The sequence below is a fragment of the Caulobacter segnis ATCC 21756 genome, assembly GCF_000092285.1.
GTDB classification, from domain to species: domain Bacteria; phylum Pseudomonadota; class Alphaproteobacteria; order Caulobacterales; family Caulobacteraceae; genus Caulobacter; species Caulobacter segnis.
Map to the genome: position 1 here is coordinate 3941690 of NC_014100.1, position 25873 is coordinate 3967562.

Sequence of the window (25873 nt, forward strand, 5' to 3'; positions counted from 1 at the left end):
CTCACCTGAACAACGATAAGTCGGGAGGGTGGAATGGCGACCGGGATCCCCCAGGCGAGATTGCCGAAGGCGTGCGTGATCGGCGCCGGCTGCAGCGGCTTCACCACGATCAAGCGGCTGAAGGACCACGGGATCCCCTACGACTGCTTCGAGATGTCGGACGAGATCGGGGGCACCTGGTACTACAAGAACCCCAACGGCATGTCGGCCTGCTACGACAGCCTGCACATCGACACCTCAAAGTGGCGGCTGGCGTTCGAGGACTTTCCCGTGCCGAAGGACTGGCCGGACTTTCCGCACCACGCGCAGCTGTTCCAGTACTTCAAGGACTATGTCGACCACTTCGGCCTGCGGCCGACCATCACCTTCAACACCCGCGTCGAGAAGGCGCGCCGCACGGCCGACGGCCTGTGGGCGGTGACGCTGTCGAGCGGCGAGACGCGGCTCTATGACGCGCTGTTCGTCTGCAACGGCCACCACTGGGATCCGCGCGTGCCGGAATATCCCGGCGAGTTCGACGGGCCCGCCTTCCACGCCCACGCCTATAGCGACCCGTTCGATCCGGTCGATATGCGAGGCAAGAACGTCGTGGTGGTCGGCATGGGCAATTCGGCCATGGACATCGCCAGCGAGCTCTCTCAGCGCCCGATCGCCAAGACCCTTTGGGTGTCGGCGAGGCGCGGGGTGTGGGTGTTCCCCAAGTACTTGAACGGCAAGCCCGCCGATAAGTCCGCCCTGCCCGCCTGGGTGCCGCGCAAGCTGGGCCTGGCCCTGTCGCGCTCGGTGCTGAAGAAAGCCATCGGCCGGATGGAGGACTACGGCCTGCCCAAGCCTGATCACGAACCGCTGGAGGCCCACCCCTCCGTCTCGGGCGAGTTCCTGACCCGCGCGGGCTGCGGCGACATCAAGTTCAAGCCGGCGATCAAGGCGCTGGAGGGCAAGCGCGTGCGCTTCGCCGACGACAGCGTCGAGGACGTCGACGCCATCGTCTTCGCCACCGGCTACAAGATCAGCTTCCCGTTCTTCGACGATCCGGAGCTCTTGCCCGACGCCGACCACCGCTTCCCGCTGTTCAAGCGGATGATGAAGCCGGGGATCGACAACCTGTTCTTCATGGGCCTGGCCCAGCCCCTGCCCACCCTGGTGAACTTCGCCGAGCAGCAGGCCAAGCTGGCCGCCGCCTACCTGGACGGCCAGTACGCCCCGCCGCCCCGCGCGGAGATGGAAAAGATCATCGCCAGGGACGAGGCCCGCCATACCGGCCACTTCTACGAGTCCGCCCGCCACACCATCCAGGTCGACTTCAACGTCTATTGCGCCGACCTGAAGAAGGAGATCGCCAAGGGCGAGGCGCGCGCCCGGAGCCAGGGCGGCAAGCTGCCGGTGGCGGCGCGGGCGGAGGGCAAATCGGAAACGCTGCTGGCCCCCACCTGATCGCTCCGCGATCGTCCGCCCCCGGAGGGGGCGGAAGGCGCCCCCTTCTTCCCCCTTCGGGGGAGGAGCGCCGTAGGCGCGGAGGGGGCTAGTATGGGCCAGGATTCGGAGCCCCCCATGCCCAAGATCACCTTCGACAAGGACACCCGCGCCAAGCTGGTCGCCGGCCTCTCCCACTATCTGAAGGACGAGCTGGATCTGGAGGTGAAGGGCTTCGACGCCGAGTTCCTGCTGGACTTCGTGACCGAGCGGCTGGGACCCTACTGGTACAACCAGGGCCTTCACGACGCCCAGGCCCTGTACCGCGAGAAGCTGGAGGCGATCAGCGAGGCGGTCTACGACATCGAGCAGCCGGTCAAACCCTTATGAGACCTCTCTCAATTCCGATTTCCCCGGCGAATGCCGGGGCCCAGATGAAGGCCTGAGCAGTGCTCCAGCTTGCGCCTTTCCAGCCTTATGATCTGGGTCCCGGCATTCGCCGGGAAAATCGGATATGGGGAGCGGACTCGCGTAACCCTTGCATCCAACCCCGGACTAGGGCTGTCATCCTGACGGCGCGTCATGATCGCGCCATCTCCGAGTCGGGGCCCATGTCGAACATCGCCTATTTCCCCAAGCCTCACATCGACCAGCGGCCGGGGAAGCGCGAGCGGACCAAGACCGCCAATCGCCAGGCCATCCTGGACGCCGCCCGCGAGGTGTTCGGCGAGCTGGGCTACGACGCCGCCACGGTGCGCGACATCATCCGCCGCACGGGTTTGGCCTCGGGCACCTTCTACAACTACTACAAGTCCAAGGAGGAGGTGTTCGACGCGCTGGCCGACGACGGCGCCCGCCGTTTCCGGCCGCTGCTGCGCGCCGAGTCCGAGAAGGCCGTCGACTTCCCATCGTTCCTGCGCGGCGCGATGCTGGCCTATTTCGACTTCCTGGCCAAGGAGCAGGAGAGCTGGCGCACGGACCGTTCCGTCGGCGAGCCGATCCCGCACGCCCGATCGACGCCCGAGCTGGCCGCCGTCTTCGACGAGGTGCGCGAGGCCTTCGCCCGCGTGCTGGCGCACGACAACGCTCCGCCGGTCGACCTCGACTACCTGACCTCGGCCTGCATCGCGATCGCCCGCGAGCTGGGCGACAAGATGCTGGAGCGGCGGCCGGTCGACACGGCGGCGGCCGCGGACTTCGCCGTCAAGCTGATCCTGGGCGGCGTACCCGCCCTCCCAAAACTGTAAAAAACGGCGAAACTACAAAAACAACAGGAGGGGGAAACATGGCCTCGGACGCCACGCAGAAAGCCATACTGAAGCTGATCCTTTCGCTGCCCAGCCCGATCCTGCGGGCCATGTCGGGCGGGGGCGTCGTCTACAAGGGCGGCCGGACCCTGGACCCGCGCTTCCAGTTCTTCGCCCACGCCGCCAAGAAGCTGCCGCCGATGTCCAGCCTGTCGCCCGCCGAGGCCGTGGCCGGCAGCGCCCGAGGCCTGGCCGCCGTGCAAGGACCGCTGGAGCCCGGCGTGCGCACCGAGAGCCTGTCGGTGGAAGGCCCGAACGGCCCGATCCCCTGCCGCGCCTATCGCCCCGAGGTCCAGGACGTCCACGCCCCGCTGATCGTCTACGCCCACATGGGCGGCGGTGTGATCGGGGACCTCGAGACCTGTCACGCCTTCTGCTCGATCCTGGCCAGGATCGTCCGCACGGCGGTGATCTCGGTCGACTATCGCCTGGCGCCCGACCACAAGTTCCCGGCGGGCCTGGAGGACGTGCTGGCGGCCTATCGCTGGGCGCGCGACAACACCGCCCGCTTCGGCGCCGCGCCGACCCCGCCGGCCATCGGCGGCGACAGCATGGGCGGCAACTTCTCGGCTATCGTCGCCCAGGAGATGAAGCGCACGGGCGAACCGCAGCCGGCCGCCCAGATCCTGATCTATCCGGCCGTGGACGTGGCCAGCGAGACGCCGTCCATGACCACCTTCGGCGACGCCTATCCGCTGACCCGCGAGACCATGGACTGGTTCATGGGCCACTACATGGGCGCCGACGCCGACCCGGCCGATCCGCGCCTGTCGCCCGACCGGACCGAGGACCTGTCAGGCCTGGCCCCCGCCGTGATCGCGACCGCCGGCTTCGATCCCCTGACCGATCAGGGCGAGGCCTACGCCAAGCGTCTGCAGGCGGCCGGCGTACGGGTGCGCTACCGCCGCTACGACAGCCTGGCCCACGCCTTCACAGCCTTCACGGGCGCCATCCCCGCGGCGGACGCGGCCTGCCGCGAGATCGCGGGCCTGGTGCGCGAGACGTTCGAAGCGGGGGCGTAAGGCGTGCGCGCCAACCTTCTCCCTTCCCCCTTTGATGGGGGAAGGGCGGGGATGGGGGTGACCCCGCCGGACGGTCCTGCGCGGCCGAGCTACCTACTGAAACGCTGTCACCCCCATCCCCAACCCTTCCCCCATCAAAGGGGGAAGGGGGCATGACGGTAGCTCCGGAAAAGATGCGCGCCCTCGTCGTAGAGGGCCTGGCGCCCGACTTCGGCGGTTGCGCGGTTCGCGAGGTTCCGACGCCCGAGCCAGGTCCCGGCGAGGCGCTGGTGCGGGTCCGCGCGGCCAGCGTGAACTTCCCCGACCTGCTGACGACGCGGGGCGAGTACCAGTTCAAGCCGCCCCTCCCCTTCACGCCCGGCCTGGACCTGGCCGGTGAGGTCGCGGCGCTGGGCGAGGGCGTCACGTCCCTGGCCGTCGGCGACGCCGTGGTCGGCGGGGCGCGGCTGGGCGGCTTCGCGGAGTACGCGGTGCTGCCCGCCGAGGCCCTGAAGCCCAAGCCCGCGCGGCTGTCCTTCGCCGAGGGCGCGGCCTATGGCGCGGCCTATCTCACCGCCTATGTCGCCCTGGTTCGCCGCGCACGGCTGGAGCCTGGCGAATGGGTGCTGATCCACGGCGCGGCCGGCGGGGTGGGTCTGGCGGCCGTCGACATGGCCAAGGCCCTGGGCGCGCGGGTGATCGCCACCTCCGCCTCGGACGACAAGCTGGCCCGGGTCCAGGCCCTCTACGCGCCCGACGCCGTGGTCAACGTGACCGGCGGCTTCCGCGACCGGGTTAAAGAGATCACCGGCGGCCACGGAGCCGACGTGATCTACGATCCCGTCGGCGGCGACGTCTTCGACGAGAGCGTCCGCTGCGTCGCGTTCGACGGTCGTCTGCTGGTGATCGGCTTCACCTCCGGGCGGATCCCGACGATCTCGGCCAACATGCCGCTGATTAAGGGCTTCTCGGTCGTGGGCGTGCGGGCCGGCGAGTACGGGCGGCAGTTTCCCGACAAGGGCCGCGAGAACAGCGAGGCGGTCTGGCGGATGGCGGACGAGGGCCTGATCCGGCCGCACGTGCACGCCGAGGTCCCGCTGGACCGCTGGCGCGAGGCCTTCGACCTGCTGGCCGAGCGCAAGGTGGTGGGCAAGGCGGTGATTGTTCCATGATCCACCCGTCGTATCGTTATCTTCCATCGTCATCCCGGGCGGCGTAGCCGACCCGGGACCCAGGGGAGCCTCACTGCCGCTTGCCCCTGGGTCCCGGCTCTCCGCTGCGCTACGGCCGGGATGACGATAAAGGGATACGAGGAATTAGACGCGGGCGCTTCGCGGTCGACTCAGGTTGACATCCCGCGTCCGTTCTTTTATCCACCGCCCCTCACTCGCGGGGCCCCAGGCTTCGCGTCCAACGTTTTGCATTTCGGAGCCACGTCGTGAAGCGCACCTTCCAGCCGTCGAAGCTCGTGCGTGCCCGCCGTCACGGCTACCGCGCGCGTATGGCCACCAAGAATGGCCAAAAGGTCGTCGCGCGTCGCCGCGCCAAGGGCCGCAAGCGCCTGACCGCCTAATTGCTCTTCCTCCTTCGGGAGGCGAGATCATGATCAAAGCCGCCTTTTCCACAGACCTGATTTCAGGTTCTCGCCGGAAAGGCGGCTTTTTTCATGCCTGAGGCCGTGTCCGAGGCCCCGCTCCGCTTCGAGCGACTGCGCAAGCGCGCCGACTTCCTGCTGGCGGCCAAGGCTCCGGCCCTGTCGCGCGGCGCGGTGTTCATCCAGATGCGCAAGCGTTCCGACGAGGATCCGGTGGTCCGCGTCGGCTTCACCGCCACCAAGAAGATCGGCGGCGCCGTCGAGCGCAACCGCGCCAAGCGCCGCCTGCGCGAGGCCGCCAGGCTGGTCCTGCCCCTTCATGCGCGCCCTTCGCACGACTATGTATTCATCGCGCGCGGCGGTACGGGCTCGCGCGAATGGGGACGTTTGCTTGACGATGTCAAAAGCGCGCTGATAAGCCTCGCCGCCGAGCACGATGGGGCGAAGGTCTCGCGGTCATCGTTCGGCGCATCCTCGAAAGCCGTCTCTTCCCAACAACCCGATCCCACAGTTTCCGGTTAAGCGCTCCATGCAGAACGACAACAAAAACACGCTGATGTTCATCGTCAGCGCGTTCGCGATCCTGATCGGGTACCAGTTCTTCATCCTGGGTCCGCAGCAGAAGAAGGCCGAGGCCGAGATGCGCGCCAAGAAGGCCGCGCAACAGCAGACGGCCGCCCAGGCCGGCGTGCCGCTGGACGCCAACGGCAATCCCGCCCCGCTGCGCCTGTCGCGCGATCAAGCCAAGGCTCAGAGCCCGCGCATCGTGGTCGACACCCCGGCCCTGTCGGGCTCGATCGCGCTAAAGGGCGGCCGCATCGACGACCTCTTCCTGCGCAAGTACGCCGAGACGACCGCCAAGAACTCGCCGCCGGTCGAGCTGTTCCGCCCCGAGGGCGCCGAACACGCCTGGTTCGCCGATTTCGGCTGGGCCGGCGCCAACCTGCCGGGCCTGCCCGACAGCCGCACCGTCTGGACCGCCGCGCCGGGCCAGGTGCTGCGTCCCAATTCGCCGGTGACGCTGACCTATGACAACGGCATGGGCCTGACCTTCACCCGCGTGATCGCCGTCGACGACCAGGCGATGTTCTCGGTCACCGACAGCGTCAAGAACAACGGGACGGCCGCCTTCCAGCTGGCCCCCTACGCCACCGTCCAGCGCCAGGGCATCACCGACCACCTGGGCAAGACCCAGATCGTCCACGAAGGCGCCATCGGCGTCCTGGGCTCGGGCAAGGACCAGAAGCTGGAACTGGCCAAGTACCAGAAGTGGAAGAAGGACAAGCCGCTCACGACCTTCGACTCGGTCGGCGGCTGGGCCGGCATCACCGACAAGTACTGGCTGGCGGCCCTGATCCCCGGCCAGACCGAGGCCATCAAGGCTCAGTACCGCGTGACCAATGTGGCCGGCGTCGACGTCTACGACGTCAACTTCGTCGGCCCGACCCAGGCCCTGAACCCGGGCGCCACCCTGACCCAGACCACCCGCCTGTTCGCCGGCGCCAAGACCGTGCCGCTGCTGCGCAAGTATCAGTACGGCGGCGCCAAGCCGCCGGCGTGGTGGGAGTTCTGGAGCAACGCCAAGGCCGAGATCCCGCGCTTCGACTGGGCCGTGGACTGGGGCATGTTCTCCATGTTCACCCGCCCGATCTTCAACGTGCTGGAGATCTTCTACAAAATGGTCGGCAACTTCGGCCTGGCCATCCTGGCGCTGACCGTCCTGCTCAAGCTCATCCTCTATCCGATGGCGGACAAGAGCTATGAGTCCATGGCCAAGATGAAGAAGATCGCCCCCGAGGTCGAAAAGCTGAAGGCCAAGCACAAGGACGATCCGGCCAAGCAGCAGCAGGAGATGATGGCGCTGTATCAGAAGGAGAAGATCAACCCGATGATGGGCTGCCTTCCGATGCTGATCCAGATCCCGGTCTTCTACGCCCTGTACAAGGTGCTGACCGTCACCATCGAAATGCGCCACGCGCCGTTCTTCGGCTGGATCCAGGACCTGTCGGCCCGCGACCCGTCGACGATCTTCAACCTGTTCGGCGCGATCCCGTGGGATCCGGCCACGGCCCCGCTGATCGGCGGCTTCCTGGGCGGTCCGCTGCACATCGGCGTCTGGCCGCTGCTGTACGGCTTCACCATGTGGCTGACGACGGCGATGAACCCGCCGGCCGGCGACCCCATCCAGCAGAAGATCTTCCAGCTGTTCCCGATCATCTTCACCTTCACCCTGTCGCAGTTCGCGGTGGGCCTGGTGATCTACTGGTGCTGGAGCAACGTGCTCACCATCGTCCAGCAGTACGTGATGATGCGCCGCTACAAGGTCGAAAACCCGATCGACCGCATCATCGCGCGCCTGCAGGGCAAAGCCGTAAGCACGACCTGATGAGCGAGGACCCGATCTTCACCCCGCCGCTTTTCAGCGACGAAGAGATCGAGACGGCGCGGGTGTTCTTCGCCCAGCCGGTCTCGTTCATCATGGGCGCGGTGCGCATGGACGCCATGCCCGCGCCGGACCTGCCGGAAGTGGCCTTCGCCGGCCGCTCCAACGTCGGCAAGTCCAGCCTGATCAACGGCCTGGTGAACCAGAAGTACCTAGCCCGGGCCTCGAACGAGCCGGGCCGCACGCGGGAGATCAACTTCTTCCTGCTGGCCGAGCAGGTGCGCCTGGTCGACTTGCCGGGCTACGGCTTCGCGCGCGTCTCGCGCTCGATCGCCGACAAGTTCCAGGACCTGGGCCGCGCCTACCTGCGCGGCCGCGCCAACCTCAAGCGCGTCTATGTGCTGATCGACGCCCGCCATGGCCTCAAGAAGGTCGATCTCGAGGCGCTGGACGCCCTGGACGTGGCGGCGGTCTCCTACCAGATCGTCCTGACCAAGTCCGACAAGATCAAGCCGGCCGAGGTCGACAAGGTCGTCGCCGACACGCTGAAGGCCATCGCCAAGCGCCCGGCCGCCTTCCCGCGCGTCCTGGCCACCTCGTCCGAAAAGGGCCTGGGCCTGCCGGAGCTGCGCGCCGAGATCGTTCGGGTCTGCATCGACGAGTGAGCTAAGCTTACAAGGCTCAAACCCGTGTCATCCCGGAAGCCTCGCAGAGGCTATCCGGGACCCAGGGGCCGGCGCATTGCGGTCGCCCCTGGGTCCCGGCTCTCCGCTACGCTATGGCCGGGATGACACTATATTGATGGCCTTCCACAGCCCTATCGCCACGCGTTAACCCTGCGCTAGGCTTCGCCCGCCAGAACCCCCGCCTCCCCGTTTTCCAGAAAAGTCTCCCGACCATGCATCGCCACGAACTGAAGACCTGGCCCAAGTACTTCGCCGCCGTCCGCTCGGGCCAGAAGCGCTTCGAGATCCGCCGCAACGACCGCGAGTTCAAGGTCGGCGACATCCTGGTGCTGCGCGAGTTCGACCCGTCCACCGACACCTACACCGGCCAGTCGGAAGAGCGGCAGATCACCTTCCTGCTGTCGGAAGAAGACTACGGCGGGGTGATCCACGGCTTCGTGGCCATCGGCTTCGGCGACGTCGCGCCGCATCCGGACGCGGCCGACGACCTGACGCCCGAAGCCCTGGCCGACTGGCACGAGGCGGCCGCCTCGCAAGCCGCCCTGCGCGCCCAGGAGGCCCGCAAGGTCTCGGAGAGCTACGCCGAAAGCAACATGGGCGTGGCCCGCGACCGCCACGCGGCCGTCGCCGACGCCGCCGAGGCCGAAGCCGGCTTCCACGCGGCCGCCGCGCGGATCGTGCGCAAGGGGTAGTTTGGTAAGTTCCTCCCCCGCGTGCGGGGGAGGTGGCCCAGAGGGCCGGAGGGGGCCAATGCGGCTTAGACCCAGCTCGCCCCCTCAGTCGCTACCGCGACAGCTCCCCCGCTCGCGGGGGAGCATCTCAGGATCAAGCCGCTTCGTGCACCACCGCGGGGAACACGTCGTCCATGCGCAGGTAGGTGATCAGGCGGTTTTCCATCGAGATGATGGCCTGGATGTAGCGCAGCTCGTCGACGCCGACGTCCGGGGCCGGCTGCAGGCTGTCGCGCGGCACCGTGAAGGTCTCCGACACGGCGTCCACCAGGATGCCGGCCAAGCGGTCCTGGCACTCGACCACGACGATGACGTGGCGGGTCTCGGGGATGGTGACGCCCAGGCCCAGGCGGTTGCGCAGGTCGATGACCGGCATGATCGCGCCGCGCAGGTTGATGACGCCGCGCAGGTAGGCCGGAGCATGGGGGATCGGGGTGGCCGGGGTCCAGCCGCGGATCTCGCGGACGGTCTTCACATCGATGCAGAATTCCTGCTCGCCGATGCAGAACGAGATCAGCTCCAGAGCAGGCGCGGTGGTGTCGGTCATAAGCGGTCCCCGGGAACAAAGAGCTCAGCCCGAAGCTGCGTTTCGACGCGCTCCGGGACACCTTGCCAGATAAGCGCGCGCCGCCTTTAGCAAGCGTTAAGCCAAACCCATCCCGGGCGCGCCTAAATGTCGCGGCGCCCCGAAAAGAGTCCTGTTGCTCGCCTAGGGCTCAGACAGCCCCTCGTCGCCGTCGTCGGCCAGGTTGAATTCGTACCAGACGCCGTTCAGCACGCCGAAGGCGACGGCCAGGCCCAGGCCCAGGATCCAGGTGAAATACCACATCGGCTTGTTTCCTTCGGATCAGTAGAGATCGGGGTTGGTGACGAGCGCGCCGGTGGTGCTACGGCCCCACAGGACCTTGTAGACCCACGCGGTGTACAGCAGCACCAGCGGCAGGAAGACGATCGTCACGATCAGCATGACGAAGAGCGTCAGGTGCGAGGACGAGGCGTTCCAGACCGTCAGGCTCGACCGGGGGTCGAAGCTGCTGGGCAGGATGAACGGGAACATCGACAAGCCCACCGTGCCGATGATGCCGGCGGTCGAGGCCGACGAGCCGGCGAACGCCATCCAGGCGGACTTGGCTCGCAAGCCCAGCAACGCCAAGGCCGCGCCCGCGAAGCCCAGCACGGGGGCGACGATGGTCCAGCCATGCCGGCCGTAGTTGTCGAGCCAGGCGCCCGGCGCCTTGACCGCGGCCGCGCCGCGCAGCGGGTTGGACGGACCGGCCGCGTCGGCCAGGCCCTCGATCCGGAAGCCGAGGCCCCCGAAGGCGACCCAGAAGCCGCCGGCCGCGAACAGCACGATGCTGGCCAGGCCGGCGATCTCGCCGATGCGGCGGGCGCGCTCGGCGACGGGGCCTTCCTCGCCCTTCACCGTGATCCAGGCCGCGCCGTGCAGCACCAGCATGGCCACCGACAGCAGGCCGCACAGCAGGGCGAACGGCGAGAAGAGGCCAATGAACGAGCCCTCGTAGAAGGCGCGCAGGTCGCCGTCGAGGCGGAAGGGCGCGCCTTGCAGCACGTTGCCCAGGGCCACGCCGAAGCACAGCACCGGCACGAAGCCGCCGACGAACAGCGCCCAGTCCCAGAACGAGCGCCAGCGCGGGTCGGCGCGCTTGGACCGGTACTTGAAGCCCACGGGGCGCAGGATCATGGCCGTCAGGACCACGAACATCGCCAGATAGAAACCCGAGAAGCTGATGGCGTAGACGAAGGGCCAGGCCGCGAAGATCGCGCCCCCGCCCAGGATGAACCACACCTGGTTTCCTTCCCAGGTGGCGCCGACGGTGTTGATCACCATCCGCCGCTCCTCATCGGTCTTGGCGACGAACGGCAACAGGGCGCCGACGCCCATGTCGAAGCCGTCGGTGAGGGCGAAGCCGATCAGGAGGATCCCGACCAGGGCCCACCAGATGACGCGAAGCGTGGCGAAATCGACGGGGATATCCATAAGTTCGCTCCTCTTAGGCCACGGCCGGTTCGGCTTCGACGGATCCGTCGGGCGCCGGCTCGTGCTGGGCGAAGGGGCCCTTCTTGATGGTCTTGAGGATCAGGCCGACCTCGACCACGGCCAGGCCGCCGTAAAGCAGGGTGAAGACCGCGATGCTGGTCAGCAGCTGCGGGACGGTGAGGCTGGACGCGCCCAGGAAGGTGGGCAGCACGCCCTCCACGGCCCAGGGCTGGCGCCCGACCTCGGCCAGGACCCAGCCCAGCTCGGTCGAGATCCACGGCAGCGGGAGGGCCGCCACGGCCAGATACAGGAACCACTTGGTGTCATGCTTGCGCAGGGTGACCAGCAGGAAGGCCGTGGCGAACAGGGCGATCATCAGGAAGCCGATCCCGGCCATGATCCGGAAGGCCCAGAACATCACCGGCACCGGCGGCACCGTATCCCAGGCCGCCTTCTGGATCAGATCGGGCGAGGCCTGCCGCGGATCGGCGACATAGCGCTTCAGCAGCAAGCCATAGCCCAGGTCGCGACGGTGCTGCTCGAAGGTCGCCCGCGCGGCCACGTCGTTCGGGTTGACCTTCAGCGCCTCGACCGCGCCGTAGGCGATGACGCCGGACTCGATGCGGCTCTGCGCCTTGGCGACCAGCTGGAAGATGCCCTCCACCGGCTTGTCGAAGCTGCGGGTGGCGATCACGCCCAGCACGTAGGGGATCTTGATCTCGTGGTGGGTCTTGCGGTCGGCGAGGCTGGGGATGCCGAAGGCCGTCAGGCCGGCCGGCGCGGGCTCGGTCTCCCACATGGCCTCTAGGGCCGCGAGCTTCATTTTCTGGTTGTCGGTCAAGGCGTAGCCGCTCTCGTCGCCCAGCACGACCACCGACAGGGACGACGCCAGACCGAAGGCCGCCGCCACCGTCATCGAGCGCTTGGCCACGCCCGCGTACTTGCCCTTCAGCAGGTAGTAGGCCGAGATCCCCAGCACGAAGACCGAGGCGATCACGTACCCCGCGCTGACCGTGTGGACGAACTTGGCCTGGGCCACCGGATTGAACAGCACGTCACGGAAGCTGGAGACCTCCATGCGCATCGTGTCGGGATTGAACACCGCGCCCATCGGGTTCTGCATCCAGCCGTTGGCCACCAGGATCCACAGCGCCGACAGGTTGGTGCCCAGCGCCACCATGAAGGTGACGAACAGGTGGCCGACCCTGGAAAGCTTGTCCCAGCCGAAGAACATCAGGCCAACGAAGGTCGCCTCGAGGAAGAAGGCCATCAGGCCCTCGATCGCCAGCGGCGCGCCGAATATGTCCCCGACATAGTGGGAGTAGTAGGACCAGTTCATCCCGAACTGGAATTCCATGGTGATCCCGGTCGCCACGCCCAGCACGAAATTGATGCCGAACAGCGTCCCCCAGAACCGCGTGACCGTGCGCCAGATCGGGCGCTTGGTCATGACGTAGATGCTCTCCATGATGACCAGCATGAAGGAGAGCCCCAGCGTCAGGGGCACGAACAGGAAGTGGTAGAGGGCCGTCAGCGCGAACTGCAGTCGCGAGAGGTCGATAACCGCGGGGTCCATGGACAACTCCGAGACAACGGTCGATACGCACGCCGACCAAGGACCTTGCCCTAGATCGGCCTGTTGCGCCGAGCCTTGATCGTGATCAAGGATCGACGGCGGCGTCAGCCTACACTCAAGCCATGGGTTCCGGCATAGTACAGATTGACCACCCCCGCGTTTCCAAGGCCTGGCTCAAGCGGCGCGACCGGACCGCTGGCCCCGCCCTGCGCCGAGCCCAGGGCGTCAGCCTGCTGGACGGCCTGGCCGCGATCGGCTTCGCGGCGGGCCTCGCGTTCGGCGCCGACGCCCTCGCCAACCCTCGCGATCCCTTGATCTTTTTCGCCTGCCTGGCCGGCGTTCTGGCGGCCATGCTGCTGCGCGCGGCGCTCGCCTACGCCAGCGCCCGGACCGGGGCGGAAGCGGCCGCCGAGGCCAAGGCCGGCCTGCGCGCGGAGCTGGCGCGCGCGGTGTTCGGCGGCCCCCGCCGCTCGGCCGGCGAGGCGACCACGGCGCTTGTCGAGGGCGTCGAGGCCATGGACGGCTACTTCGCCCGCTTCCTGCCCACCCGCCTGTCCGCCGCCGCCCTGCCGCTGGTGATGATCGCCGCCGCCGCGATCGCCAGCCCGATCTGCGCGGCCATCATGCTGGCCACCCTGATCCCGTTTGTCGGCGCGATGATCCTGGCCGGGAGCGCCGCGGCGGCCGAATCCCGCGCCCAGTTCCAGGCGCTGGAGCGGCTGTCAGGCCTGTTCCTCGACCGCGTCCGCGCCCTGCCGGTCGTCCTGGCCTTCGAGGCCGAAGGGACGACCACGACCGCGCTCGGCCGCTCGGCCTCGGCGCTGGCGGAGCGGACCCTTAAGGTGCTGCGGGTGGCCTTTCTTTCGTCGGCGGCGCTGGAGTTCTTCGCCGCCCTGTCGGTCGCCCTGGTCGCGGTCTACTGCGGCTTCAACCTGCTGCGCCTGCTGCCCTTCCCCGTGCCCGAGCAGTTGGACCTGAAGCGCGCCTTCTTCGTGCTGGCCCTGGCGCCCGAGGTCTACGCCCCGATGCGGCGCCTGGCCGCCGCCTATCACGATCGCCAAGCCGCCGAGGCCGCCGCCGTGCGCCTTTCGACCTTCGAAGAGCCGCCGCCAGCGCCCACCGTCGCGCCGCTGTCGGCCGCGCCGGCCATCCGCTTCCAAGGCGTGACGATCCGCTATCCGGAAGCCGACGCTCCAGCCGTGGCCGAGTTCGACCTCGACATCCCCGCCGGCGCGATCGTCGCCCTGGTCGGGGCCAGCGGCGCGGGCAAGAGCTCGATCCTGAACCTGCTGCTGGGCCTGTCGCCGTTGACCGAGGGGCGGATCCTGATCGACGGCGCCGAGCGTCCGGTGACGGCGGCCGACATCGCGTGGGCGGGCCAGTCGCCGCTGATCCTGCCCGCCTCCATCGCCGACAACATCGCCCTGTCGCGCCGCGACGCCCCCCGCGCCGAGATCGAGGCGGCGGCCCGCGACGCCGGGCTCGAATCCGCCCTGGCCCAGCGCCCCGGCGGCCTCGACTTCGTGCTCGACGAGCGCGGCAGCGGTCTCTCCGGGGGCGAGCGTCGCCGCCTGTCCCTGGCCCGCGCCCTCTTGAAGCCCGCGCCGATCCTGCTGCTGGACGAGCCGACGGCCAATCTCGACACCGCGGCCGAAGCCCAGATGCTGACCGCCCTGCGCCGCGCCGCCCAGGGACGCACGACCCTCATCGCCACCCACTCCGACGCCGTCGCGGCCTTGGCGGACACGGTGGTGCGCCTGTGAAGAAGACCGCGCCCACGCCCCTCGACATCCTGATCCGCGCGCAGAAGCGCGCCCACGCCGGCGCCCTGCGCCTCGCGGTGCTAAGCGCCGTCGTCGTCGGCGCGGCGTCGACCCTGCTGCTGGGCCTGTCGGGCTGGTTCATCGTCGCCAGCGCCGTCGCCGGCGCGGCCGGCCTCGCCGCCGCCCACGCCTTCAACGTGCTGTTGCCGGGCGCGGCGATCCGCCTGCTGGCCATCCTGCGCACCGCCTCGCGCTATGGCGAGCGCCTGGCCGGCCACGCCGCCGCCCTGCGGGCGCTCGCCGCCATCCGCCCCGCCGTGTTCGCCAGCCTCGCCGCCGCCCCGCCCGCGGAATCCCTGGCCCTGTCCCGCGGCGAAGCCTCGGCCCGGCTGGTGCAGGACGTCGACGCGGTGGAGACCCGGTTCGTGCGCCTGTCCGCCCCCTGGAGCGCGGCTGCGGGCCTGGGCGCGGGGCTCTTCCTGACCGCCTTCGCCGGCTGGGCGCCCAGCCTGGTCATTCTCACCGCCGCCGCCGCCGCCATCCTCTCGGCCCGCGCCCTGGCCCGCCGTTTCTCCACCCCGGCCCGCGCCGCCGTGCAGACCCGCGTCGGGGCCCTGAAGGACAGCGCCGCCGCGCTGGTCTCGGCCGCCGCCGAGTTGCGCGCCTATGGCTTGGAGGACTGGGCCGGCGAGACCCTGAACCAGCGCGCCGCCGACCTGGAGGCGGCGCGTCTGGCCGCCGCCCGGGCCCAGGGCCTGGTGCTGGCCAGCCAGGCCGCGATCCTCGGCGCGGCCGTCGCCGCCGCCATGGCCGCCGCGGCCCCGGCGGGGGCGCCCCTCGCCGCGCTGGCGGGCCTGGCCGCCGCCATGAGCGTCGAGGCCCTGACGGGCCTGGCCCACGCCTTCGACCAGGACGGCGCGACACACAAGGCGCGGGAGCGGCTGAACGCCCTGTTGCGCCACGCGCCGCGTCCGGGCTCCGCGCCGCTGGACGAAGCGCCTCCCCTGACCTTGCTGGATCAAACGCTTCGCCCCGGAGAGCGCCTGGCGATCGTCGGCCCGTCGGGCTGCGGCAAGACCACCCTGGTCGAGACCCTGCTGGGCCTGCGCGACACGCCCGCGCCTGCGCCGCGCGCGGCCTTCGCCTGGCTGCCGCAGGACGCCGGCCTGATCGCCGGGACCGTGCGCGAGAACCTCCGCCTGGCCGCGCCCCAGGCCAGCGACGCCATGCTTTGGGAAGCCCTCGAGGACGCCGCCCTGGCCGACCGGGTCCGGGCCGCGCCGGGCGGCCTTGGGGCCTATCTCGGCGACGACGGCGAGCGGCTGTCGGGCGGTGAGCGCCGACGGCTGGCCCTGGCCCGCGCCTATCTGCGCAGCGCGCCCTGGCTGCTGCTGGACGAGCCGACCGAAGGCCTCGATCCGCGCACCGAGGCCCGCGTGGTCGAAGGCCTGCAACGGCGCCTCGCGCGGACCGGCCAGGGCCTGGTGCTGATCAGCCACCGCCCGGCGCCGACGAAGATCTGCGACCGCGTGCTGACGCTCGGCGACGCGCACGAAAAAGGCCTGGCGATCGCGCCGCCAGGCCTCGTCGTCACGCCCTGAAGGCGCGCTATTTCATGTTCACCCGGATATGGGTCCCGAACAGCACCAGGGCGAACGCGGCGAACGCCACGATCACCATGCCCAGATAAGCCGTTTGCCCGTCAGTCATGGAGGGTCTCCCTTGATCGAAGACAAGAGCTTGAGCTTTGACCGGACGGCTCGCCTTGACCTGCCTCAAACGCCGTCGGCTATAAGGGCTGCGTTTTCGTCGGAGTGCGTGCGCGGATGAAGCCCGCCCGAGGCCTGTCCTCGACCCTGTTCAGCGATCCTCGGCCCGCCGCCTATGTCACCGCCCTGGTGGCGGTGATGGCGACGGCGGTCCTGCGTCTGTATCTGCCGGAGGCCTTCACCGCGCCCTCGTCGTTCCTGCTGTTCGTGCCGGCGGTGCTGGTCAGCGCGGCCCTTGGTGGGGTGGGTCCCGGCGCCTTCGCCACAACCCTGGCCTGGGCCGCGGTGTGGTGGATGACACGCCACATCCCGTTCAACTTGGTCAGCGGCATCTGCGCGGGCATCTTCCTGTCCACGGGCTTTGGCATGGCCGTCGGCGGCGGCTGGTTCCACGCCACGCGCCGGCGCGCCGCCGCCGTCAACGACCACCTACGCTCGATCCTCGACACCGTGCCCGACGCCGTAGTGGTCATCGACCGCCAGGGTCTGATGACCTCGTTCAGCCCCGCCGCCGAGCGGATGTTCGGCTGGAAGGAGGCGGACGTGCTGGGCAAGAACGTCAGCCTGCTGATGCCCGAGCCCTACAAGGCCCAGCACGACGGCTATCTCGGCCGCTACGCCCGCACCGGCGAGCGCCGGATCATCGGTTCCGGCCGGGTCGTCGTCGGCAGCCGCAAGGACGGATCGACCTTTCCGATGGAGCTGGCCGTTGGCGAGACCAAGGGCTCCACGCCCTCGTTCACCGGCTTCATCCGCGATCTGACGGAAAGCCAGGAGACCGAGACCCGCCTGCAGGAACTGCAGAACGAGCTGGTCCACGTCTCGCGCCTGACGGCCATGGGCGAGATGGCCTCGACCCTCGCCCACGAGCTGAACCAGCCGCTGTCGGCGATCGCCAACCTGCTCACCGGCTCGCGCCGTCTGATGGAGCGCGGGCGCGAGAGCGACCAGGCCAAGATCCGCGACGCCATCGACCGCGCCGCCGCCCAGGCCCTGCGGGCCGGCGAGGTGATCCACCGCATGCGCGACTTCGTCCGCCGCGGCGCCAGCGAACGCGAGGCCGAGAGCCTGTCCAAGCTGATCGAGGAGGCCAGCGCCCTGGCCCTGATCGGCGAGAAGGAGCGCCAGGTCGACGTGCGCCTCAACCTCGACCCCAAGGCCGACGCGGTGTTCGCCGACCGGGTCCAGGTGCAGCAGGTGCTGCTGAACCTGATCCGCAACGGCATCGACGCCATGCAGGTGCAGGACCCCAAGAAGCGGGCCCTGCTGATCAGCAGCGCCATGACCGAAGAGGGCTGGTCGCAGGTCAGCGTCGACGACACCGGTCCCGGCATCGCCGACGAGGTGCGCGAGCGCCTGTTCCAACCGTTCATGACCACCAAGCCGCAAGGCATGGGGGTGGGCCTGTCGATCTCGCGCTCGATCATCGAAGCGCACGGCGGCCGCATCTGGGCCGAGGCCAATTCGGCCGGCGGCGCCCGTTTCTGCTTCACCCTACCGCCCGCCGAGTCGGCGGCGGCCGCCAAGGAGACCGTCGATGACTGACGCCCCCGTCGTGCATGTGGTCGACGACGACGAAAGCGCCCGCGATTCCCTGGCCTTCCTGCTGGAATCCGCCGATTTCGAGGTCGTGACCTACGCCAGCGCCCCGGCCTTCCTGGACGCGCTGCCGACCGCGGCCCCGGGCGTGATCATCACCGACGTACGCATGCCCGAGATGAGCGGCCAGGACCTCGTCGCGCGCTTGGCGGCGCAGAAGGTCAAGATGCCCATCGTGATGATCACCGGCCACGGCGACATCCCGATGGCGGTGGACGCCATGCGCTCGGGCGTCGTCGACTTCCTGGAAAAGCCGTTCTCGGAGTCGCGGATGCTCGACGCCCTGCAACGCGCCTTCAAGTCGGCCGAGGCCGCGCCGGTCTCCACCGACCAGGCGGCGGTCCTCAAGCGGATCGAGAGCCTCTCCGAGCGCGAGCGTCAGGTGCTGGACGGGGTGGTCGCCGGCCACGCCAACAAGGTCATCGCCCGGGAGCTCGGCATCAGCCCGCGCACGGTCGAGATCTACCGCGCCAAGCTGATGACCAAGATGCAGGCCGACAACCTGGCCGCCCTGGTGCGCATGACGCTGTCGGTGCGCGGGGGTTAGTCGGGCTAGAGCGCCCTCTCCGTCGCGATGCGTATCGAGACGGCGAGGGCGGCGCGCCTAGTGCTTGGCCAGCAAGGCCGCCAGCTCCCGCCCCAGCGAGTCGTCGAGCAGCGGCTTTTCCACCACGGTGACGTCCTTGACGCCCTGGCGCTGGAAGCGTTGGGCGTCGCTGGTCAGGACGATGGTCGAGCGGCCGGGAACGGGCGCGGGCAGCGGCGCCGAGCCGTCGTCGATGATCACGCACGCGGCGGCCCGACACTCCAGGCAAGACGCGCAGCCGTCGGCGCACGGCGGGGCCGTCACGCTATAGCCTTCGGTCTCCAAGGAAAACCGCAGGGCGTCGCGCAAGGGCTCGTCCGCGACGAGCAGAAGGATCAGGGGCCGGACGTCTCCGTCCGACAGGTCGGACCGGTCGCACATGGCCCAAATTCATGCAGCGCCCCCCGCCTCCTGACTTTGATCCCGGTCAAAACAGGTTTGTAAAGGGGCGGCGCATAAGGGATTTCCCTTAGCGAGGCCTCCTTAGGCGGCCCCCCCGAATTTCGCGACTTTTGCTTTGGCGCAATAACCCTCGGGCAACTGGGGGTTTCCAATGCTGTCTCCGATCCGCGCTCAAAGCTTCGAACCGACCGTCCACCTGGACGCCAATCTGGACGCGGTCCTCGCCACGCCCTGCGCCTGCCCGCGCTTCGCCCGCGACGAGGAGATCTTCGGCGAAGGCGAAACCGCCGACTACGTCTATCAGGTCGTTTCGGGCGCGGTCCGGACCTACCGCATCCTGCGCGACGGCCGCCGCCAGATCGACGAATTCCACTTCGCCGGCGACTATTTCGGGCTGGAGCTGGGCGAGGCCCACCGCGTCACGGCCGAGGCCATGACCGACACCACCATCCGCATGATCCGCCGGGGCGCCCTCAGCGACCTGGCCGCCCGGCGCGGCGACGCGGCCCGCGCCATCCTGCGCCTGACGGCCGAGGGCCTGCAGCGCAGCCAGGACCATGTGCTGATGCTGGGCCGCCGCTCGGCCTGCGAACGGGTCGCCGGCCTTCTGCTCGACATCGCCGAGCGGACCAACGCCAAGGCCGAGCTGGACGTGCCGATGAGCCGCCAGGACATGGCCGACTATCTGGGCCTGACCATCGAAACCGTCTCGCGCACCCTGACCAGCCTGCAGGACGAAGGTCTGATCGCCCTGCCCAGCGTCCGCCACGTGGTGCTGCAGGACCGCCGCGCGCTGGAGCGGATGACGGCCTAGACCCCGCCCTCATCGGACCGCTCGAGCCCGGCGATCGTCGCCTCCTGCTCGGGCGAGGTCTGGCTGACCGACCGCAGCATCGCCTGGCGCAGCGCGTAGACCAGCATGGCCAGCAGGATCAGGGCGTTCAGCACGAACGGGCCCCAGCCCACCTGCTCGTAAAGCAGCACGAACAGCGGCGCGACGACCACGTTGAGGCCGTTGATCGCCGCGATCGCGCCCGCCGCGCCGGCCTGGTCCTTGGCCCCCACCGACAAAGACGCGCCGGCCGTGAAGCCGGGCCGCGCAAAGCCGTAGCCCAGGCTGGCGATCGCATAGCCGATGGCCACCGCGGCGTAGTCCGGCGCGAAGGCCACCACCACATTGCCCAGCGCCGCGGCCCCGACGCCCCAACGCATCAGCTCGCGCGGGCCCATCCGGAACATGCGGATCAGGCCCCATTGCGCCAGAAGGCCCGCGACGGCGCCCGCCGCCATGGCCAGGGTGATGAAGCCCTGCGCCTTGACCGGCGGCAGGCCCAGCTTATCGATGATGAGAAAGCCCAGGGTCTGGGTCTGGGCCGTCTGGCAAGAGGCGACCAGGAAGCCATAGATCAGGAAGGGTTTCAGCCGCGGATCGCGCCATAACGCCGCCCCCTCGCCGCGCCAGGGCAGGCCCATCTTGCGGCGCGGCGGGGTGTCGCCTCGCCCCGGCTTGAAGGTCTCGGGCAGGCCGCGATGCACGACGACCAGCATGATCGCCGCGATCAGGGCGAAGGCGAACATCGGCCCGGCCAGGCCCACGAACGGCAGCACGAACAGCGGCGCCAGCAGCGGTCCGACCACGGTGCCGAGGCCAAAGGCGCCGGCCAGGGTGGCCATCGTCTGGGTGCGCTCCTCGCGGCTGGTGCGATCGGCCATGTAGGCCTGCGTCGCCGGATTGGCGGCCGAGCCGACGCCGCCGAACAGCGCTCGGCACAGCAGGAACAGCACGAAGATCACCATCGGCGGCGCCAGGTGGTGCAGACCCGCCGAGACCACGATCGCGCACAGCGTCATCGAGACGCAAAAGCCGGCCAAGCCGAGCAAAATCAGAGGCTTGCGGCCGCGCAAGTCAGACTGGCGCGCCCAGAACGGCGACGTCACCGCCCAAAGCACCGCCGACAGCGAGAAGATGGCCGCGACCATGGCGTCGGGGATGCCGATCTGCCGGCCGATGGCGGGCAGCACCGACAGCATGCCGGTGTTCCCCAGGGCGGTCGCCACCGACACGCCGAAGAGGATCGCGAACGCGCGCCGGTTGGTCCGGGCTTCTGATGTCTCCCCAGTCATCAAACAACCGTTAGACCCCGCCACGCGCCCGTGCAACGTGTCGCGGGCCGCGCCGCCCCTAATCGTCGCCGCGGGAACCTTGGATTAAGCATTAACTCCGATGATACGCGCTCAAACTCGGGGTCGGCTGCTCACCATGTTCCAGATCATCGGCATCGTCCTGCTGTTCGCCCTCGTGTTCGGCAGCTACCTGATGGGTGGCGGCAAGATGGACGTGATCCTGCACGCCGCGCCGCACGAACTGATGGCCATCCTGGGCGCCGGCATCGCCGCGTTCCTGATCTCGAACTCGATGACCGTGATCAAGGCCACGGCGGGCGGCTTCGGCAAGATCTTCGCCGGGCCCAAATGGAAGGCCAGCGACTATCGCGACCTGCTCAGCCTGCTGTTCCTGCTGACCAAGACGATGAAGTCCAAGGGCGTGATCGCCCTGGAAAGCCACATCGAAAAGCCGCATGAGAGCAAGATCTTCGAGCGCTACCCGAAGATCACCCACGACCACTTCGCCGTCGACTTCATCTGCGACACCCTGCGGATGATGACCATGAACCTGGAGGATCCCCACCAGGTCGAGGACGCGATGGAGAAGCAGCTCGAAAAGCACCACCACGAGGCGCTCGAGCCCGCCCACGCCCTGCAGAGCATGGCCGACGCCCTTCCGGCGCTGGGCATCGTCGCCGCCGTGCTGGGCGTCATCAAGACCATGGGCTCGATCACCGAGCCGCCGGCCGTCCTGGGCGGCATGATCGGCGGCGCGCTGGTCGGCACCTTCCTCGGCGTGTTCATGGCCTATGGCCTGGTCGGTCCGATGGCCGCGCGCCTGCAGGCCGTCGTCAACGAGGACGCGGCCTTCTACAAGATCATCCAGGCGGTCCTGGTCGCCCACCTGCACGGCAACGCCGCCCAGATCTCGGTCGAAATCGGCCGTGGCAACGTCCCCTCGCCCGCCCAGCCCAGCTTCGCCGAGCTGGAAGAAGCGCTGTCGCAGATCCCGAATGAATAATGCGACACGTTCCGGCTCTCGCGTTTGCGCGAGCCGCTGAACGCGTTATGCCTTCCTGGAAGACGTCGCGTACGAAACGACGCTCACTCGGAAGGGAAACCTCATGCGCACCACCATGCTCCGTAAGCTGCTGATCGCCGGCATGGCCGTCTCGGCCCTGTCGCTGGCCGCCTGCGGCAAGAAGGACGAGGGCGGGGACGAGAGCGCCGCCGCCAAGGCCGCCGCCGCCGACGCCAGCACCGTGACCGAGGCCGCCACGGCCCAGGACCAGGCCGCCGCCGACGCCAACAAGGAAGCCGCCGAAGCCGCCAACGCCCCGGTCGACCCGGCCGACGCCGCGGCCACCGGCGCCACCTCGACCACCACCCCGGCCGACACCTCCGCCACGGCCGCCGCCGACGCCAAGCCGGCCGAGAAGAAGGCCGCGCACTAAGCGCGTCGCCTCTCGACGTTCAAAGGGCCGCCTCCCCGCGAGGCGGCCCTTTTTCGTTGACGCCCGCCCACCGCCGGCGCTCTAGCAACCGCATGGATCCCACCGCCCCTTCCAGTCCGCTCGTCTGGCGCGAGGACGGCCTGCCGCAGTCCAGCCTGTATGGCGACGTCTACTTCTCCAGCGTCGATGGCCTGGCCGAGACGCGGGCGGTGTTCCTGCAGGGCTGCGGCCTGCCGGAGCGGTTCACGGGGCGGCGCGACTTCGTCGTCGGCGAGCTGGGCTTCGGCTCGGGACTGAACATCGCGGCTCTGCTGGACCTGTGGCGACGTGAGAAGCCGGAAGGCGCGCGCCTCAGGATCTTCTCGATCGAGGCCCATCCGCTGGAGCGAGACGAGGCCGCCCGGATCCTGGCGCACTGGCCGGAACTGGGCGAGGCGGCGGAGGCCCTGCTAGGAGCTTGGCCAGGCCGGGCGCGCGGCTTTCACCGGGTCGACCTGCCGGGCTTCGACGCGGTTCTGGACTTGGCCGTCATGGACGTCGTCGAGGCGCTGGAAGCGTGGGACGGCGCGGCCGACGCCTGGTTCCTGGACGGCTTCTCGCCCGCCCTCAATCCGGCCATGTGGCGCGAGGAGGTGCTGGCCGCCGTCGCCGCGCGGTCGGCGCCCGGGGCGCGCGCGGCGACCTTCACCGTCGCCGGCGCGGTGCGGCGCGGCCTGCAGGCCGCCGGCTTCGACATCGCCAAGCGCCCCGGTTTCGGCCGCAAGCGCGAGCGGCTGGAGGCCTGGCTTCCCGGTGGGCGCGTGGTCCCCTCGCGTCCCCAAAGCCTGGCGATCATCGGCGGCGGGATCGCCGGCGCGGCCCTGGCGCGCGCGGCGCGCGCCGAAGGTCTCCGCGTCACCGTGATCGACGATCCGGACGGCGTCGCCGCCTCGGGCAATCCCGCGGGCCTGGTCACTCCCGCTCTCGACGCCGGCGGCGGTCCCCGCGCGGCGCTCTACGCCCAGGCTCTGGCGCGCGCGACCGCGCTCTACGCGGCGACGCCCGGCGCCGTCGTGGCGCGCGAAGTGCTGCAACTGGCCAACGGCGAGCGCGATCCGGCCCGCTTCGCCGCCGTCGCCCTTCAGGACATCTTCGAGCCCGGGGCCATGACGCCCCTCGATCCGGCGGAAACCCAGCGCCGGCTTGGCGAGGCGGCGCCGGCGCTCGCCATGGGTTCGGCCCAGGTCGTCGCGCCGCCGACGATCCGCGCGGCCTGGATCGGCGAGACGCTCGCCGCCCAGGTCGCCCGGCTCGAGCGCGACCCGAAAGGCTGGCGGTTGCTGGATCCGGCGGGCGTCGAGATCCTCCGCGCCGACGCCGTGGTCCTGGCCGGCGGCGCGGCGAGCCCGGCCCTCGATCCGACCCTGCCCCTGCGACCGGTGCGCGGCCAGGCCAGCTGGACGAGCGGGGTGTCCCCGTCAGCGCCCGCGGCGTTCGGCGGCTATGCGATCCCGACCCGCGACGGCGTGCTGTTCGGCGCCACCCACGATCGCGACGAAACCGCCGTCGACGTCCGGGCCGAGGACCACGCCCGCAACCTCGCCACCCTGGCCAAGGGCCTGCCGCGCCTGGCCGAGCAGCTGGCCGGCGGGGCGTTCGAGGGCCGCGCGGCCCTGCGCGCCACCGTGCCCGACCACTTGCCGCTGGCCGGCGCGCGCGCCGACGGCCTTTGGCTGCTGACGGGCCTGGGCTCGCGCGGCCTCTGCCTGGCGCCGCTGCTGGCCGAGCACGTGATCGCCAGCCTGCTGGGCCTCCCCTCGCCTCTCCCGCGCCAATTGTCGCACCCGGTGAATCCGGGCCGTTTCGACTCGCTCGCCGAGGCCGCCCGCGTATAGTCGAACACGGTTATCGACACGGTTTGTCGAAACGGGGCCGGAGCCCTCAAGCCGGCCGCGTCGCGGCGGCCGCCGCCCTCTAGGCCCGCCGTCCAGGACGCTCCCGACCCCCATCGGGAGCGTCCTTTCGTTTAGGGCCGCCCCAAAAGCCAAGACGCAAAAAGAAGAGGGCTGGCCTTGCGGCCAGCCCTAGTGGTTTCAAAAAGAAGAGGGCTGGCCTTGCGGCCAGCCCTCCGGATCTTCCGAGTGGAAAACCTTAGAAGTTGATCGACACCGTCGAACGGCGGTTCAGCGGTTCCTTGACGCCATCGCCAGTCGCGACGGCCGGAGCGCTTTCGCCCTTCCAGTCGACGGCCAGGGCCGTGGCGTTGACACCCATGCCCACCAGGCCATCGGCGACGGCCTTGGCGCGGCGTTCCGACAGGCGGCGGTTGTAGGCGTCCGAGCCCGAGGTGTCGGTGTGACCCGTCACGACGATCTTGGTCGCGCCGCCACCCTTGGCGTAGTCAGCGGCTTGCTGGACCACGGCCTGGGCTTCCGGCGTCAGGACGTACTGATCGAACGGGAAGTAGACCACGAACTCACGCGACTCGTAGGCCGGAGCGGCCGGCGGCGGCGGGGGCGGAGCGCCGAACGTGTAGCGCAGACCCAGGGTCACCGAGGTGTCCTTGTAGCGGCCCGAGAAGGTGCCGACATCGGTGATGGAGCCACCGGCGGGACCGGCGTTTTGCGTCACCGAACCCCAGTCCAGCTTGCTGGTGCGCAGGTAGCGACCGGTCAGGTCCATCGACCAGTTCGGGGCGAAGTTCCAGCCCAGGCCGACGATGCCCTGCATGGCGAACGCCTGATCGACGTCGTCGAAGTTGGTGTTCTGGAAGCGCGCGGCGCCGGTCGGAACGCCCGACAGTTGGCCGTACGCCTTGTTGTGGACCCAGGCCGTACCGACGCCAGCGCCGATGAACGGGTTCAGGCTCGAGTTCGGGGCCATGTCGAAGAGGACATTGGCCATCAGAGTCGTGGCCTTCATCTTGCCGTCGATCTCACCGCAATCCGGAGCGCTCGGGCTACGGCCCACGCCGGGGGTGCAGAGGCCGATCGGCTGACCCGTTCCCGTGCCGTCCACACCGGCCAGACCGGCGCCGCGAACGGTCTTCAGATCGTTCGGGCGGAAGCCGTATTCGGCTTCGACGCGCCAGTTCGGGGTGAACTTGTAGCCCAGGCGGCCGAAGGCGGCCCAGTCATGCTCACCACCAAAGTTCCATTGGTAGTTGTTGGTGGACGTAGCCTTGACGTCCTTGGACTCGTGATAGCCGACGTCCGCGCCGACGTACCAACCGCTCGTAGCGCTCTGGGCCAGAGCGCCCGAGGCGGCGCCCAGCGCCACCGTCGCTACGCTGACCAGCAACCGCATCTTCATTTGATGTACCCTCTACTTTTCGAATGTCGCGGTCCCGACATGTCTCAGCGGGACCCACGACGACAAACGCGCTCGAACGGGATTTAGGTGTTGCTCTAGAGCCACAGAATGGGGCGAATTGTGAAATCAATGCGGCCAGACGCCATGATGCGGCAGCGCTTAGCTTGGCCGGAAAAGTGCGCGCTCTTGTCGCAAGAACCTGAGATTGCAGGG

Annotated in this window: 25 protein-coding genes and 2 pseudogenes; 18 read left to right on the forward strand and 9 right to left on the reverse strand. The window is 69.3% G+C overall.

The features are described from left to right. Window positions 1-33: 33 nt before the first annotated feature. From CSEG_RS18015 to CSEG_RS18035, 5 genes are all read left to right on the forward strand, one after another. Complete coding sequence (locus CSEG_RS18015; RefSeq protein ID WP_013080661.1) at window positions 34-1434, forward strand: flavin-containing monooxygenase; 1401 nt, start codon at window positions 34-36, stop codon at window positions 1432-1434. A gap of 117 nt (window positions 1435-1551) precedes the next feature. Next, window positions 1552-1803: a DUF2164 domain-containing protein gene (locus CSEG_RS18020; protein WP_041538744.1), complete on the forward strand. Its 252-nt coding sequence runs from the start codon at window positions 1552-1554 to the stop codon at window positions 1801-1803. Window positions 1804-2024: 221 nt separating this feature from the next. Continuing rightward, a complete protein-coding gene (locus tag CSEG_RS18025; protein WP_013080663.1) occupies window positions 2025-2660 on the forward strand; it encodes a TetR/AcrR family transcriptional regulator in 636 nt (211 codons plus the stop codon). A 38-nt stretch (window positions 2661-2698) separates the two neighbouring features. Further along, window positions 2699-3742 carry an alpha/beta hydrolase gene (locus CSEG_RS18030; protein WP_013080664.1) on the forward strand — a complete coding sequence of 348 codons (1044 nt, stop codon included), beginning with the start codon at window positions 2699-2701 and terminating at the stop codon, window positions 3740-3742. Between the two features lie 173 nt (window positions 3743-3915). Then, the gene (locus tag CSEG_RS18035; RefSeq protein WP_041538745.1) at window positions 3916-4893 is read left to right on the forward strand and encodes an NADPH:quinone oxidoreductase family protein; all 978 of its coding nucleotides are present in this window, start codon (window positions 3916-3918) and stop codon (window positions 4891-4893) included. Window positions 4894-4938: 45 nt separating this feature from the next. Here the strand turns inward: CSEG_RS18035 and CSEG_RS23440 are convergent. Further along, a pseudogene (locus CSEG_RS23440) lies at window positions 4939-5016 on the reverse strand (hypothetical protein); the annotation flags it as partial. A 143-nt stretch (window positions 5017-5159) separates the two neighbouring features. Here CSEG_RS23440 and rpmH point away from each other — a divergent pair. The 4 genes from rpmH (at window position 5160) to yihA (ending at window position 8363) form a co-directional block, all read left to right on the forward strand. Further along, window positions 5160-5294 carry a 50S ribosomal protein L34 gene (gene rpmH, locus CSEG_RS18040; protein WP_004622337.1) on the forward strand — a complete coding sequence of 45 codons (135 nt, stop codon included), beginning with the start codon at window positions 5160-5162 and terminating at the stop codon, window positions 5292-5294. A 105-nt stretch (window positions 5295-5399) separates the two neighbouring features. Next, complete coding sequence (rnpA, locus tag CSEG_RS18045; RefSeq protein ID WP_041538746.1) at window positions 5400-5837, forward strand: ribonuclease P protein component; 438 nt, start codon at window positions 5400-5402, stop codon at window positions 5835-5837. 7 nt (window positions 5838-5844) lie between these two features. Next, entirely contained in the window at window positions 5845-7701 is a 1857-nt protein-coding gene (gene yidC, locus CSEG_RS18050) for a membrane protein insertase YidC (protein ID WP_013080667.1), read from the forward strand. Next, window positions 7701-8363, forward strand: coding sequence for a ribosome biogenesis GTP-binding protein YihA/YsxC (yihA, locus tag CSEG_RS18055; protein WP_013080668.1), 663 nt, complete (start codon window positions 7701-7703; stop codon window positions 8361-8363). Before yidC ends, yihA begins: the two co-directional genes overlap by 1 nt. Window positions 8364-8416: 53 nt before the next feature. On the opposite strand, the pseudogene CSEG_RS23445 reads toward yihA, so the two are convergent. Next, a pseudogene (locus CSEG_RS23445) lies at window positions 8417-8491 on the reverse strand (hypothetical protein); the annotation flags it as partial. Window positions 8492-8596: 105 nt separating this feature from the next. Between CSEG_RS23445 and CSEG_RS18060 the strand changes: the two are divergent. Then, window positions 8597-9076, forward strand: coding sequence for an ASCH/PUA domain-containing protein (locus CSEG_RS18060; RefSeq protein WP_013080669.1), 480 nt, complete (start codon window positions 8597-8599; stop codon window positions 9074-9076). A gap of 133 nt (window positions 9077-9209) precedes the next feature. Here CSEG_RS18060 and CSEG_RS18065 read toward each other — a convergent pair whose 3' ends face one another. From CSEG_RS18065 to CSEG_RS18080, 4 genes are all read right to left on the reverse strand, one after another. Continuing rightward, on the reverse strand, window positions 9210-9662 hold the full coding sequence (locus CSEG_RS18065; RefSeq protein ID WP_013080670.1) for a chemotaxis protein CheW: 453 nt from the start codon (window positions 9660-9662) through the stop codon (window positions 9210-9212). A 162-nt stretch (window positions 9663-9824) separates the two neighbouring features. Further along, window positions 9825-9944 (reverse strand): cytochrome bd-I oxidase subunit CydX, encoded by a 120-nt coding sequence (gene cydX / locus CSEG_RS18070; RefSeq protein WP_013080671.1) that lies wholly within the window; start codon window positions 9942-9944, stop codon window positions 9825-9827. Between the two features lie 18 nt (window positions 9945-9962). Continuing rightward, complete coding sequence (cydB, locus tag CSEG_RS18075) at window positions 9963-11114, reverse strand: cytochrome d ubiquinol oxidase subunit II (RefSeq protein WP_013080672.1); 1152 nt, start codon at window positions 11112-11114, stop codon at window positions 9963-9965. A gap of 13 nt (window positions 11115-11127) precedes the next feature. After that, window positions 11128-12690, reverse strand: coding sequence for a cytochrome ubiquinol oxidase subunit I (locus CSEG_RS18080; protein WP_013080673.1), 1563 nt, complete (start codon window positions 12688-12690; stop codon window positions 11128-11130). 122 nt (window positions 12691-12812) lie between these two features. Here CSEG_RS18080 and cydD point away from each other — a divergent pair, with 122 nt between their 5' ends. The 4 genes from cydD (at window position 12813) to fixJ (ending at window position 18368) form a co-directional block, all read left to right on the forward strand. Further along, the gene (gene cydD, locus CSEG_RS18085; RefSeq protein ID WP_013080674.1) at window positions 12813-14453 is read left to right on the forward strand and encodes a thiol reductant ABC exporter subunit CydD; all 1641 of its coding nucleotides are present in this window, start codon (window positions 12813-12815) and stop codon (window positions 14451-14453) included. Continuing rightward, complete coding sequence (locus CSEG_RS18090) at window positions 14450-16054, forward strand: ATP-binding cassette domain-containing protein (protein WP_013080675.1); 1605 nt, start codon at window positions 14450-14452, stop codon at window positions 16052-16054. The genes cydD and CSEG_RS18090 overlap by 4 nt, the downstream gene beginning before the upstream one ends. 225 nt (window positions 16055-16279) lie before the next feature. Next, complete coding sequence (locus CSEG_RS18095) at window positions 16280-17767, forward strand: PAS domain S-box protein (RefSeq protein ID WP_013080677.1); 1488 nt, start codon at window positions 16280-16282, stop codon at window positions 17765-17767. Continuing rightward, on the forward strand, window positions 17760-18368 hold the full coding sequence (gene fixJ / locus CSEG_RS18100; protein WP_013080678.1) for a response regulator FixJ: 609 nt from the start codon (window positions 17760-17762) through the stop codon (window positions 18366-18368). Before CSEG_RS18095 ends, fixJ begins: the two co-directional genes overlap by 8 nt. 57 nt (window positions 18369-18425) lie before the next feature. On the opposite strand, the gene fixT is transcribed toward fixJ, so the two are convergent. After that, on the reverse strand, window positions 18426-18788 hold the full coding sequence (gene fixT, locus CSEG_RS18105; protein WP_013080679.1) for an oxygen-responsive sensory/signaling system negative regulator FixT: 363 nt from the start codon (window positions 18786-18788) through the stop codon (window positions 18426-18428). Window positions 18789-18960: 172 nt separating this feature from the next. Between fixT and fixK the strand changes: the two genes are divergently transcribed. After that, window positions 18961-19623 carry a transcriptional regulator FixK gene (fixK, locus tag CSEG_RS18110; protein ID WP_013080680.1) on the forward strand — a complete coding sequence of 221 codons (663 nt, stop codon included), beginning with the start codon at window positions 18961-18963 and terminating at the stop codon, window positions 19621-19623. On the opposite strand, the gene CSEG_RS18115 is transcribed toward fixK, so the two are convergent. Further along, the gene (locus tag CSEG_RS18115) at window positions 19620-20933 is read right to left on the reverse strand and encodes an MFS transporter (RefSeq protein WP_013080681.1); all 1314 of its coding nucleotides are present in this window, start codon (window positions 20931-20933) and stop codon (window positions 19620-19622) included. The two genes, fixK and CSEG_RS18115, sit on opposite strands and share 4 nt — an antisense overlap. Window positions 20934-21069: 136 nt before the next feature. Between CSEG_RS18115 and motA the strand changes: the two genes are divergently transcribed. From motA to mnmD, 3 genes are all read left to right on the forward strand, one after another. After that, window positions 21070-21936, forward strand: a complete 867-nt coding sequence (gene motA, locus CSEG_RS18120; protein ID WP_013080682.1) for a flagellar motor stator protein MotA — start codon at window positions 21070-21072, stop codon at window positions 21934-21936. A 103-nt stretch (window positions 21937-22039) separates the two neighbouring features. After that, window positions 22040-22369: a hypothetical protein gene (locus CSEG_RS22920; RefSeq protein WP_013080683.1), complete on the forward strand. Its 330-nt coding sequence runs from the start codon at window positions 22040-22042 to the stop codon at window positions 22367-22369. Window positions 22370-22461: 92 nt separating this feature from the next. After that, window positions 22462-24243 carry a tRNA (5-methylaminomethyl-2-thiouridine)(34)-methyltransferase MnmD gene (gene mnmD, locus CSEG_RS18130; RefSeq protein ID WP_013080684.1) on the forward strand — a complete coding sequence of 594 codons (1782 nt, stop codon included), beginning with the start codon at window positions 22462-22464 and terminating at the stop codon, window positions 24241-24243. A gap of 256 nt (window positions 24244-24499) precedes the next feature. Here the strand turns inward: mnmD and CSEG_RS18135 are convergent, their stop codons facing one another. Continuing rightward, window positions 24500-25660, reverse strand: a complete 1161-nt coding sequence (locus tag CSEG_RS18135) for an OmpA family protein (RefSeq protein ID WP_013080685.1) — start codon at window positions 25658-25660, stop codon at window positions 24500-24502. Between the last annotated feature and the right edge of the window lie 213 nt (window positions 25661-25873).

What these genes read in the sequence shown, in the direction of transcription:
- cydX (WP_013080671.1), bottom strand. Translation starts at nt 9,944, where the DNA reads ATGTGGTATTTCACCTGGATCCTGGGCCTGGGCCTGGCCGTCGCCTTC.
- CSEG_RS18115 (WP_013080681.1), bottom strand. Translation starts at nt 20,933, where the DNA reads ATGACTGGGGAGACATCAGAAGCCCGGACCAACCGGCGCGCGTTCGCG.
- fixJ (WP_013080678.1), top strand. Translation starts at nt 17,760, where the DNA reads ATGACTGACGCCCCCGTCGTGCATGTGGTCGACGACGACGAAAGCGCC.
- CSEG_RS18080 (WP_013080673.1), bottom strand. Translation starts at nt 12,690, where the DNA reads ATGGACCCCGCGGTTATCGACCTCTCGCGACTGCAGTTCGCGCTGACG.
- motA (WP_013080682.1), top strand. Translation starts at nt 21,070, where the DNA reads ATGTTCCAGATCATCGGCATCGTCCTGCTGTTCGCCCTCGTGTTCGGC.
- fixT (WP_013080679.1), bottom strand. Translation starts at nt 18,788, where the DNA reads ATGTGCGACCGGTCCGACCTGTCGGACGGAGACGTCCGGCCCCTGATC.
- CSEG_RS18025 (WP_013080663.1), top strand. Translation starts at nt 2,025, where the DNA reads ATGTCGAACATCGCCTATTTCCCCAAGCCTCACATCGACCAGCGGCCG.
- CSEG_RS18095 (WP_013080677.1), top strand. Translation starts at nt 16,280, where the DNA reads ATGAAGCCCGCCCGAGGCCTGTCCTCGACCCTGTTCAGCGATCCTCGG.
- CSEG_RS18030 (WP_013080664.1), top strand. Translation starts at nt 2,699, where the DNA reads ATGGCCTCGGACGCCACGCAGAAAGCCATACTGAAGCTGATCCTTTCG.
- fixK (WP_013080680.1), top strand. Translation starts at nt 18,961, where the DNA reads ATGCTGTCTCCGATCCGCGCTCAAAGCTTCGAACCGACCGTCCACCTG.
- CSEG_RS18020 (WP_041538744.1), top strand. Translation starts at nt 1,552, where the DNA reads ATGCCCAAGATCACCTTCGACAAGGACACCCGCGCCAAGCTGGTCGCC.
- CSEG_RS18065 (WP_013080670.1), bottom strand. Translation starts at nt 9,662, where the DNA reads ATGACCGACACCACCGCGCCTGCTCTGGAGCTGATCTCGTTCTGCATC.
- cydD (WP_013080674.1), top strand. Translation starts at nt 12,813, where the DNA reads ATGGGTTCCGGCATAGTACAGATTGACCACCCCCGCGTTTCCAAGGCC.
- yihA (WP_013080668.1), top strand. Translation starts at nt 7,701, where the DNA reads ATGAGCGAGGACCCGATCTTCACCCCGCCGCTTTTCAGCGACGAAGAG.
- CSEG_RS18135 (WP_013080685.1), bottom strand. Translation starts at nt 25,660, where the DNA reads ATGAAGATGCGGTTGCTGGTCAGCGTAGCGACGGTGGCGCTGGGCGCC.
- yidC (WP_013080667.1), top strand. Translation starts at nt 5,845, where the DNA reads ATGCAGAACGACAACAAAAACACGCTGATGTTCATCGTCAGCGCGTTC.
- CSEG_RS18060 (WP_013080669.1), top strand. Translation starts at nt 8,597, where the DNA reads ATGCATCGCCACGAACTGAAGACCTGGCCCAAGTACTTCGCCGCCGTC.
- mnmD (WP_013080684.1), top strand. Translation starts at nt 22,462, where the DNA reads ATGGATCCCACCGCCCCTTCCAGTCCGCTCGTCTGGCGCGAGGACGGC.
- CSEG_RS18035 (WP_041538745.1), top strand. Translation starts at nt 3,916, where the DNA reads ATGCGCGCCCTCGTCGTAGAGGGCCTGGCGCCCGACTTCGGCGGTTGC.
- CSEG_RS22920 (WP_013080683.1), top strand. Translation starts at nt 22,040, where the DNA reads ATGCGCACCACCATGCTCCGTAAGCTGCTGATCGCCGGCATGGCCGTC.
- CSEG_RS18015 (WP_013080661.1), top strand. Translation starts at nt 34, where the DNA reads ATGGCGACCGGGATCCCCCAGGCGAGATTGCCGAAGGCGTGCGTGATC.
- cydB (WP_013080672.1), bottom strand. Translation starts at nt 11,114, where the DNA reads ATGGATATCCCCGTCGATTTCGCCACGCTTCGCGTCATCTGGTGGGCC.